9 protein-coding genes are annotated in these 9,830 nt (G+C 34.5%); all 9 read right to left on the bottom strand.

The window, feature by feature from the left end; genetic code table 11:
* Positions 1 to 165: 165 nt before the first annotated feature.
* Positions 166 to 1,038 (bottom strand): succinate--CoA ligase subunit alpha, encoded by an 873-nt coding sequence (gene sucD / locus BLT46_RS07005; protein WP_090408306.1) that lies wholly within the window; start codon positions 1,036 to 1,038, stop codon positions 166 to 168.
* Positions 1,039 to 1,202: 164 nt separating this feature from the next.
* A complete protein-coding gene (locus tag BLT46_RS07000) occupies positions 1,203 to 2,138 on the bottom strand; it encodes a UDP-3-O-(3-hydroxymyristoyl)glucosamine N-acyltransferase (RefSeq protein WP_090408302.1) in 936 nt (311 codons plus the stop codon).
* An 18-nt stretch (positions 2,139 to 2,156) separates the two neighbouring features.
* The gene (gene efp, locus BLT46_RS06995) at positions 2,157 to 2,723 is read right to left on the bottom strand and encodes an elongation factor P (RefSeq protein WP_090408299.1); all 567 of its coding nucleotides are present in this window, start codon (positions 2,721 to 2,723) and stop codon (positions 2,157 to 2,159) included.
* A gap of 31 nt (positions 2,724 to 2,754) precedes the next feature.
* The gene (gene lpxA, locus BLT46_RS06990; protein ID WP_090408296.1) at positions 2,755 to 3,540 is read right to left on the bottom strand and encodes an acyl-ACP--UDP-N-acetylglucosamine O-acyltransferase; all 786 of its coding nucleotides are present in this window, start codon (positions 3,538 to 3,540) and stop codon (positions 2,755 to 2,757) included.
* Between the two features lie 13 nt (positions 3,541 to 3,553).
* Positions 3,554 to 4,945, bottom strand: coding sequence for a bifunctional UDP-3-O-[3-hydroxymyristoyl] N-acetylglucosamine deacetylase/3-hydroxyacyl-ACP dehydratase (locus BLT46_RS06985; protein ID WP_090408292.1), 1,392 nt, complete (start codon positions 4,943 to 4,945; stop codon positions 3,554 to 3,556).
* A 35-nt stretch (positions 4,946 to 4,980) separates the two neighbouring features.
* Positions 4,981 to 5,997: a UDP-3-O-(3-hydroxymyristoyl)glucosamine N-acyltransferase gene (lpxD, locus tag BLT46_RS06980; protein ID WP_090408289.1), complete on the bottom strand. Its 1,017-nt coding sequence runs from the start codon at positions 5,995 to 5,997 to the stop codon at positions 4,981 to 4,983.
* 30 nt (positions 5,998 to 6,027) lie between these two features.
* Entirely contained in the window at positions 6,028 to 7,266 is a 1,239-nt protein-coding gene (locus BLT46_RS06975) for an HD domain-containing protein (protein WP_090408286.1), read from the bottom strand.
* 114 nt (positions 7,267 to 7,380) lie between these two features.
* The gene (gene hutH / locus BLT46_RS06970) at positions 7,381 to 8,883 is read right to left on the bottom strand and encodes a histidine ammonia-lyase (RefSeq protein ID WP_090408283.1); all 1,503 of its coding nucleotides are present in this window, start codon (positions 8,881 to 8,883) and stop codon (positions 7,381 to 7,383) included.
* A gap of 28 nt (positions 8,884 to 8,911) precedes the next feature.
* Positions 8,912 to 9,679 carry a peroxide stress protein YaaA gene (gene yaaA / locus BLT46_RS06965; protein ID WP_090408280.1) on the bottom strand — a complete coding sequence of 256 codons (768 nt, stop codon included), beginning with the start codon at positions 9,677 to 9,679 and terminating at the stop codon, positions 8,912 to 8,914.
* Positions 9,680 to 9,830: the final 151 nt, after the last annotated feature.

Below are 9,830 nucleotides of genomic sequence, written 5' to 3'. Positions count from 1 at the left end.
TAAAGTATAATCTCGTTGACTACGCTTTTCCCTTGTGTTTTCTGTCTCTTTCATAAATAAGTCTATTTTGTGTAAACCTATTTTAGGACGGGACAACGCAACAAAAAAAGCCAATACAAATAAATGTATTGGCTTTTTATATAGTATACTTTAGTTAGTCACAAACTATCCTAAAACTTCTTTTACTTTTTTACCGATTTCAGCAGGAGAATCAACAACGTGAATTCCACACTCAGCCATAATACGTTTCTTAGCAGCAGCAGTATCATCTGCACCACCTACGATAGCACCAGCGTGTCCCATTGTTCTACCTTTTGGAGCAGTTTCCCCAGCGATAAATCCAATAACAGGTTTCTTGTTACCATTTTCTTTTACCCAACGAGCAGCATCAGCTTCTAATTGACCTCCAATTTCACCAATCATAATGATTGCTTCAGTTTCTGGGTCAGCCATTAATAACTGTACAGCTTCTTTAGTTGTAGTTCCGATGATTGGGTCACCACCAATACCAATAGCTGTAGTTACTCCTAATCCTTGTTTTACAACTTGGTCAGCAGCTTCATAAGTTAAAGTACCTGATTTAGATACAATTCCTACAGTACCTTTTTTGAATACGAAACCTGGCATAATACCAACTTTAGCTTCACCTGGAGTAATAACACCTGGACAGTTAGGTCCTACTAATCTACAATCTCTACCTTTGATATAGTTGTAAGCTTTGATCATATCAGCAACAGGAATTCCTTCTGTGATACAAATAATAACTTTAATTCCTGCATCAGCAGCTTCCATAATAGCATCTGCAGCAAATGCTGGTGGAACGAAGATAATAGATGTATCAGCACCTGCTTTTTCAACTGCTTCTGAAACTGTATTAAATACTGGACGATCTAAGTGAGTACTACCACCTTTTCCTGGAGTAACACCACCAACAACGTTTGTTCCGTACTCAATCATTTGAGAAGCGTGGAATGTACCTTCACTTCCAGTAAATCCCTGAACGATTATTTTTGAATCTTTATTTACTAAAACACTCATGATCTTGTTTTTATTTATTTAACTTACTTACACAAAAATAAACAATTCTATTAAGCTATAAAACTTTTTATCCCTTTATAAGTGAGTTTAACTGATTAATTAATTACATTACCTCAATTTTGTCATTTTGACTAAAAAATCAAACAACTATTAGAGAAAATAACCTATATATTTTTAGTTTTTGCAAGTAACTCTGGAATTCTTTTAATATTAGCTATTTGTTTCAATTTATCTCTTGACTCCTCTGCAGGATACCCAAAGTAAACTTTTCCTCCAGCTAATGACTTAGAAACTCCTGATTGAGCTAACACAACTGCCTTACTACCAATAGTAATACCACTTGTAGTTCCTACTTGTCCCCATAAGGTTACCTCATTCTCGATAACCACGCAACCAGCAATACCACATTGTGCAGCAATCAAACTACGACTACCTACAACTGTATCATGCCCAATATGAACTTGGTTATCTATTTTTGCACCCTCTTTAATAGTAGTGTCTCCTGTTACCCCTCTATCAATTGTACAAGCGGCTCCAATACCAACATTATCTTCTATCACTACTCTTCCACAAGAAACCAAAGGATCAAATCCCTCTGGGCGTTTTTTGTAATAAAAAGCATCAGCTCCTAAAATAGTTCCTGCGTGAATAACTACATTATCCCCAATTACCGTACCATCATAGATAACAACATTTGGATGAATAACACAGTTCTTTCCGATAACAACATTGTGCCCAATAAAAACACCTGGTTGGATAACACTACCCTCACCAATTACAGCATCTTTTGCGCGAACTTCTGTAGCTGGTTTAAAAGGGTTAAAGAATTTAGACAATTTATTAAAGTCTCTAAACGGATCGTCAGAAATCAACAAAGCCTTTCCTTCCGGACACGGTACATCTTTATTAATCAAAACGATAGTCGCATTAGAATTTAATGCCTTATCATAATATTTTGGATGATCCACAAATACTACTTCTCCTTCTTGTACAACGTGAATTTCGTTTATACCATAAACAGGAAAGTTTGGATCTCCAACAAATTTACAGCCAATAATTTCCGCTATTGTCTGTAAATCTTGAACTTTTGCAAAACGCATGATATCTCTTCTAAAAAATTATTCTTTGATACGTTCCATGTAAGCACCAGTAGCTGTATCAATCTTAATTTTATCTCCTTCATTAATGAATAAAGGAACGTTGATTGAAGCCCCAGTTTCTACAGTAGCAGGTTTTGTTGCATTTGTAGCAGTATTACCTTTTACTCCTGGCTCAGTATATGTAACTTCTAAAACAACAGAAGCAGGCATATCAACTGAAAGTGGTAAATCAGTATCTGTATTAATTTGAACCATTACCATTTCTCCTTCTTTTAATAAACCTGGAGCATCTAAGATATCTCTTAATAAAGTAATCTGTTCATAGTTCTCAACATTCATAAAATGGAACTGATCCCCTTCTGGGTATAAATATTGGAATTTATGTGTTTCTACTCTCACAGTATCAATTTTGTGTCCAGCAGAAAAAGTGTTTTCTAATACTCTACCATTAGTCAAACTTCTCATTTTTGTTCTAACGAAAGCAGGTCCTTTTCCAGGTTTAACGTGTAAGAACTCAACAATTTTATAAATATCATTGTTATACTTAATACATAAACCGTTTCTAATATCAGCTGTAGTTGCCATTTTCTAAATATATTTAGTTTAATACTTAATTCTAATAAATTCCCGAATATCCTCTCATAATCCCTCTTGAAGAACTACGGATAAACATAATAATCTCGTCTCTCTCTGGAGTAGCCTCCATCTCAGTTTCTATAATTTCCAAGGCTTGACTTGTATTATAGTTTTTCTGATATAATAAACGATAAATCTCTTGAACTTCTCTAATTTTATCTGGAGTAAACCCTCTTCTTCTCAATCCAACTGAGTTAATACCTGCATATGAAATTGGCTCACGAGCTGCTTTAATATACGGAGGAACGTCTTTACGCACCAATGTACCACCTGTAATGAATGAATGAGAACCAATTGTACAAAACTGGTGTACAGCAACAAGACCTGCTAAAACAACAAAGTCCCCTACTGTTACGTGTCCAGCTAAAGTACTTGAATTTGAAAAGATACAGTTATCACCTACGATACAATCGTGAGCAATATGACTATATGCTTGGATAAGACAATTCTTTCCAACTACAGTTTTGTATCTATCTTTCGTACCTCTATTTATAGTTACGCATTCACGAATTGTTGTATTGTCACCAATCTCTACTGTAGTAACTTCTCCCTCAAATTTTAAATCTTGTGGTTCTGCTGAAATTACCGCTCCTGGAAATATCTTACAATTTTTACCAATGCGCGCCCCTTCCATAATAGTCACATTTGACCCAATCCAAGTTCCTTCACCAATTTCTACATTATTGTGAATTGTAGAAAAAGGCTCAATCACTACGTTACGTGCTATTTTTGCTCCTGGGTGAACGTATGCTAAAGGCTGATTCATATTATCTCTTTATTTAATTTTTAATTTTTGAAATTTGAGCCATTAGCTCTGCTTCAGCTACAAGTTTTCCATTCGCGTACGCATAACCTTGCATATGACAAATTCCACGGCGAATAGGCGTTATTAATTCTAACTTGAACACTAAAGTATCTCCAGGGAAAACCTTGTTTTTAAACTTAACATTATCCATTTTCATGAAATAAGTTAAATAGTTTTCTGGATCTGGTACTGTACTTAAAATCAAGATTCCTCCTGATTGTGCCATAGCCTCACAGATTAAAACCCCTGGCATAACTGGCGCCCCTGGGAAGTGACCAACAAAAAACTGTTCATTCATTGTCACATTTTTCAATCCTACTACATGTGTTTCAGACATTTCTAAAATCTTATCAACAAGTAAGAAAGGAGGTCTATGTGGTAATAAAGCCATAATTTGATTTACATCCATTAAAGGTTCTTTATGTAAATCATAAGTAGGTACTTGATTACGCTTTTCATTGCGAATAATCTTAGACATTTTCTTAGCAAAACTTGTGTTTACTGAGTGTCCTGGTTTATTAGCAATTACCTTTCCTCTAATTCGAGTTCCAATTAATGCTAAATCACCAATTACGTCTAATAATTTATGACGAGCCGCCTCATTAGGATAATGTAAAGTAAGGTTATCTAAAACACCATTTGGTTTAACGCTAATTTCGTCTTTACCAAACGCTTTTTTCAAATGTTCCATTGTTTCTGGAGAAATCTCTTTATCCACATAAACAATAGCGTTATTTAAATCCCCTCCTTTGATTAACCCATGAGCCAACAAAGCTTCTAATTCATGTAAGAAACTAAATGTTCTTGCCTCAGAAATCTCCTCTTTAAAATCGTGAATAGATTTAAGAGTAGCATTTTGAGTACCCAACACTTTCGTTCCAAAGTCTACCATTGCGGTAACTTGGTAGCTATCACAAGGCATAACGATAATCTCACTTCCAGTAGTTTCATCAACAAAAGAAATTACCTCTTTTACGATATACTCTTCACGTTCTGCATCTTGTTCTACAACACCAGCTTTTTCTACAGCTTCAACAAAGTATTTAGAAGACCCATCCATAATTGGTGGCTCAGATGCATTTAATTCGATAATAACATTATCTAAATCACATCCAACAAAAGCAGCTAATACGTGCTCTGTTGTTTGAATTTTAACACCTTTTTTTTCAAGGTTTGTACCACGTTGTGTTGTCACAACATAATTTGCATCTGCTTCAATCACAGGATGCCCTTCCAAATCCATACGAACGAACGTAAAACCATTGTTCACTGGAGCTGGCTTAATAGTCATCGTAACCTCTTGACCTGTATGTAATCCAACACCCTTTAATGTTACTTCATTCTGGATGGTTTTCTGTTTAACCATAATTAAATCTCTTTAAATATTTTGATAGACTATAATTATATCTTCTTCTTTAAATCTTCTACATCACTTACAATTTTAGTCAAATTTTTGAAATGACTATATGAACGTAAGAAATCACCGTGTGCAAATGCAGGAGTTCCTTGAATTGCAGTATTACTTTCAACACTTTTACTCACACCTGCTTGCGCTTGAATTTTCACATTATCTCCAATCACAATATGCCCTACGATACCAACTTGTCCTCCAATAAGACAATGTTTACCAATTTTAGTTGATCCCGCAACACCAGTTTGTGATGCAATTACTGTATTTTCTCCAACTTCTACATTGTGAGCAATCTGAATTTGGTTATCTAATTTAACTCCTTTGCGGATAATAGTAGAACCTAAAGTAGCACGATCAATTGTCGTGGCTGCTCCTATTTCCACATTATCTTCAATGATTACATTACCAATCTGCGGCACTTTACTATAAGTTCCATCAGCATTTGGTGCAAATCCAAATCCATCTGACCCAACAATTACACCTGCGTGAATTGTACAATTATTACCAATAACAGTTTCAGAATAGATACGAACTCCTGCAAAAAGTACAGTGTTGTCCCCTATTCTTACGTTATCACCTACAAATGTATTTGGATATATTTTTACGTTTTTACCGATCTTAACATTCTTACCTAAATAGCAAAAACTACCTAAATATAACTCTTCTCCATATTCAACACCTTCAGAAATAACTGACGGTTGTTCAATACCAGACTTCATTAATTTAACTTGATTATAATACTCCAACAGTTTAGAAAATGCTTTGTATGCATCATCCACCTTAATTAAAGTAGCCTCAATTGGGTGTTCTGGTTCAAATGTTTTATTAACAATAACTACCGAAGCTTTGGTAGTATAGATATGATGTATGTATTTAGGATTGGCTAAAAAAGAAATAGACCCTTCAGTTCCTTCTTCAATTTTAGCTAAAGTACTTACTTCAACTGCAGGATTTCCTACAATATCTCCTCCTAATACTGACGCTATTTGTTCTGCTGCTATTTTCATTGTGGCAAAAATATAAAATATAATTGAAACTTAACTTTCAAAAACGTTTTTTGGATAACAAACAAAGTACTTTGTTACTAATTTAGTTAGCGACTTTAAGTTTAACTCATCTGAAATCGATAAAACATCCTTTACAGAACCATCTTTCTTTAAAATCATAATTGGTTCTTTACTCTTGCTATACGCTTGATTTTCAACCTTACCTTTAAAGACAAAATACTTTGCAGCTTCATTAGAAATTCCATATCTCTCTGTAATTTTATCCAACATCACATTCATCTTAGCTTTTGTTTCTTCTTTATCTGAAACTATTTCTATTCTCAACAATTCACGATTGACAATCATTTTACTCAATTCAGATAAAATAAAGTCTTTGTGAAATTGCCACGACTTCAAAGCTCCCAATATATCAGAATCATCTAACAAAGCGAACTTCTCTAAGGCCATAGTGTCAAAATCATCGTGATCAATGTGATTTTTCAAAAAGAACAAAAGCGATTCACTACACCAAAGTTCCACTCCTTTATGTGTTAACTCTTTAGCTCTCTTCAAAATGCGCACCAAAATAAGCTCAGCACATACACTTGTTTTATGTAAATAAGCTTGCCAATACATCATACGACGTGCTATCAAAAACATTTCTACAGAGTAAATTCCTTTTTTCTCTACAACTAATTCATCATTGACTACATTCAACATTTGAATTAATCGCTCTGAGTTGATATTTCCTTCTGCCACACCACTATAAAAACTATCTCTTTTTAAATAGTCCATCCTATCCATATCCAATTGGCCGGAAATCAATTGCAACATAAACTTACGGTGATACCTACCTTGAAATATTTCAATCGCTAAACTCAATTGTCCATTAAACTCTTGATTCAATCGATTCATAAAGAAAATAGAAATCTCCTCGTGGTGTACTCCCTCAACAATACTCTCCTCCATTGCGTGAGAAAATGGTCCGTGCCCAATATCGTGTAACAAAATAGCCACATATAACGCATTCTCTTCCTCTTCAGAAATAGAAACATTTTTAAATCGAAGTACTTGCACTGCCTTTTGCATCAAGTGCATACAACCTAAAGCATGGTGAAAACGCGTGTGATGAGCTCCTGGATAAACAAGATAAGATACCCCCATCTGAGATATTCTTCTCAAGCGCTGAAAATAAGGGTGTTCGATTAAATCGTACACCAAAGAATTCGGAATCGTAATGAACCCATAAATAGGGTCATTCAATATCTTAAGTTTATTTAATTTACTCAATGATTATTGTTTTTTTGATAAACACTTACAAATATAGCAATATAATAAAAGCCGTACCTATTTCCTACGAAAAGATACGGCTTTTATAAATTATTTCACGATTTATTTAACGTTTTAGGCGTCTAAATCGATTTGAAAAGAGTTTAAGAACGCAATTGAACGCTCAATATCATAATGTAAAATACGGTCTGCATCTACAAATGGCACTTCTTCTCTGTATATTTTAACAAATGATTCAATAAAATCACTTGATTTTGCAGGTCTTCTAAACTCTAAAGCTTGTGAAGCATTCATAAGCTCAATAGCTAAAATACGCTCTAAATTCTCAACAATACGCAATGCCTTTGTAGCACCGTTTGCTCCCATACTCACGTGATCTTCTTGTCCATTACTTGAAACAATACTATCAACGCTTGAAGGAGTAGCTAATTGTTTGTTTTGACTAACAATACTTGCAGCTGTGTACTGCGGAATCATAAATCCGGAGTTCAATCCTGGATCAGATACTAAAAACGCAGGTAATCCTCTTAAACCAGAAATCAACTGATATGTTCTTCTTTCAGAAATACTACCTAATTCAGCTAATGCAATTCCTAAAAAGTCTAATGCTAAAGCTAATGGCTGTCCGTGGAAATTTCCTCCTGACACAATAATATCTTCTTTATAGAACACATTCGGATTGTCTGTTACCGAGTTTATTTCTGTTTTAAACACGCGATCCACATAGTCAATTGCATCTTTTGACGCACCGTGAACTTGAGGAATACATCTAAAAGAATACGGATCTTGTACGTGTTCTTTTGGTCGTTTAATCAACTCTGACCCATCTAACATTTCATTGAAAAACTGCGCTGTTTCAATCTGTCCTTTATGAGGTCTTACAAAGTGTATTAACTCGTTAAAAGGCTCTATTCTACCGTCAAACCCTTCTAAAGAAACTGCTCCAATTACATCAGCTAAATAAGACAATCGCTTAGCTTTAATCATTACATAACATCCGTAAGCACTCATAAACTGTGTTCCGTTCAACAAAGCTAATCCTTCTTTAGACTTCATTTTTATTGGTTCCCATCCGTTTTTCTCAAGCACTTTAGCTGCAGGCTGACGAAATCCATCCGCATACACTTCCCCTTCACCAATTAAAGGCAATGACAAGTGAGCTAACGGAGCTAAATCTCCAGATGCCCCTAAAGAACCTTGTGTATAAACAACAGGTAAAATATCATTGTTATAAAAATCAATCAATCGCTCCACTGTAGCTAATTGAACCCCTGAATTACCATAACTCAAAGACTTAACCTTTAGCAACAACATAATTTTAATAATCTCTTCTGGAACTAACTCACCAGTTCCACAAGCGTGAGATTTCATTAAGTTCTCTTGTAATTTAGACAAATTTTCATTGTCAATTTTCACGTTACACAAAGAACCAAACCCAGTATTAATTCCATAAATAGGATCCTTGTGCTCCGCCATTTTATTGTCTAAATAAGTACGACAATTTTCAATATTTGCACGTGCTTCTTCTGACAATTGGATCTTTTGACCCTGTGTTAATATTTCATTTAATTTCTCAATTGTAAATACATCTGAGCTAATATAATGTACTGCTTCCATAAGTTTTTGTTGGTGGTATAATATAAATTTATCTTGTAAACACTAATTTATTTCCTTTCGAATCTCCTTCGCTCCAAGCATATCCATCTACATTAAACTTTTTCAAGCCATCTAAGTCCTCAATACCATTATCAATGATATATCTAACCATCATTCCTCTTGCTTTCTTAGCGTAGAAACTAATCACTTTTAGCTTTCCATCTCTAAGTTCTTTAAACTCCGGAGTTATCAATGTAGCCTTTAACGCTGTTTTATCAACAGCACTGAAGTACTCATTACTTGCCAGATTAACCAATAGCTCTCCTTGTTTCATCTCCTTATTTAGCGATTCTGCAATCACTGGTTTCCAAAACTCATACAAGTTCGCATTAGTACCTACAGGCATCTTAGTTCCCATTTCTAATCTATAAGGTTCAATCTCATCTAACGGTTTCAAAATACCATATAAACCAGATAAAATCCTAAGCTTATTTTGTAATTCTTCTATTTGTTCAACTTTCAACGAATAAGCATCAAGTCCGCCATAAACATCTCCATTAAACGCAAAAACCGCTTGTCTAAAATCTTCCTCATTACCTTCCTTCTTAACAAAAACACGCTCTTGATTACGCTTCCAATTCAATTCAGCCAAATTCGATGAAATCTTCATCAATGCCTCTAAGTCCATTGGAGTTTTTGACTTCAACACTTCATTAATCTCTTTCGATTCTTTTATAAAAATGGGCTTTGTACTTGTAAGTACAGGCACCGCACTTGTATAATCTAAACTCTTTGCTGGCGATATTAAAATTTTCATATTTTCTTTTTTATGCTTCCCAAATATAGGGTAAGTATTTAAAATATCATATTTTGTAGAGACACCTTTTCGCTAATTTATATAGCATTAACAATTTTTTATACACTTAACCAATAGTGCTACAATCTATTAAGATTACAATACCAAACCT

It is taken from the genome of Myroides phaeus (genome assembly GCF_900099675.1).
Lineage (GTDB): Bacteria > Bacteroidota > Bacteroidia > Flavobacteriales > Flavobacteriaceae > Flavobacterium > Flavobacterium phaeum.
The sequence above is the reverse complement of the archived record's forward strand: the minus strand, read 5'-3'. Positions and strand labels throughout refer to the sequence as shown.

Excerpts from the sequence above, each read along its gene's own strand:
- sucD (WP_090408306.1), bottom strand. The coding sequence starts at position 1,038 with ATGAGTGTTTTAGTAAATAAAGATTCAAAAATAATCGTTCAGGGATTT.
- BLT46_RS07000 (WP_090408302.1), bottom strand. The coding sequence starts at position 2,138 with ATGCGTTTTGCAAAAGTTCAAGATTTACAGACAATAGCGGAAATTATT.
- efp (WP_090408299.1), bottom strand. The coding sequence starts at position 2,723 with ATGGCAACTACAGCTGATATTAGAAACGGTTTATGTATTAAGTATAAC.
- lpxA (WP_090408296.1), bottom strand. The coding sequence starts at position 3,540 with ATGAATCAGCCTTTAGCATACGTTCACCCAGGAGCAAAAATAGCACGT.
- BLT46_RS06985 (WP_090408292.1), bottom strand. The coding sequence starts at position 4,945 with ATGGTTAAACAGAAAACCATCCAGAATGAAGTAACATTAAAGGGTGTT.
- lpxD (WP_090408289.1), bottom strand. The coding sequence starts at position 5,997 with ATGAAAATAGCAGCAGAACAAATAGCGTCAGTATTAGGAGGAGATATT.
- hutH (WP_090408283.1), bottom strand. The coding sequence starts at position 8,883 with ATGGAAGCAGTACATTATATTAGCTCAGATGTATTTACAATTGAGAAA.
- yaaA (WP_090408280.1), bottom strand. The coding sequence starts at position 9,679 with ATGAAAATTTTAATATCGCCAGCAAAGAGTTTAGATTATACAAGTGCG.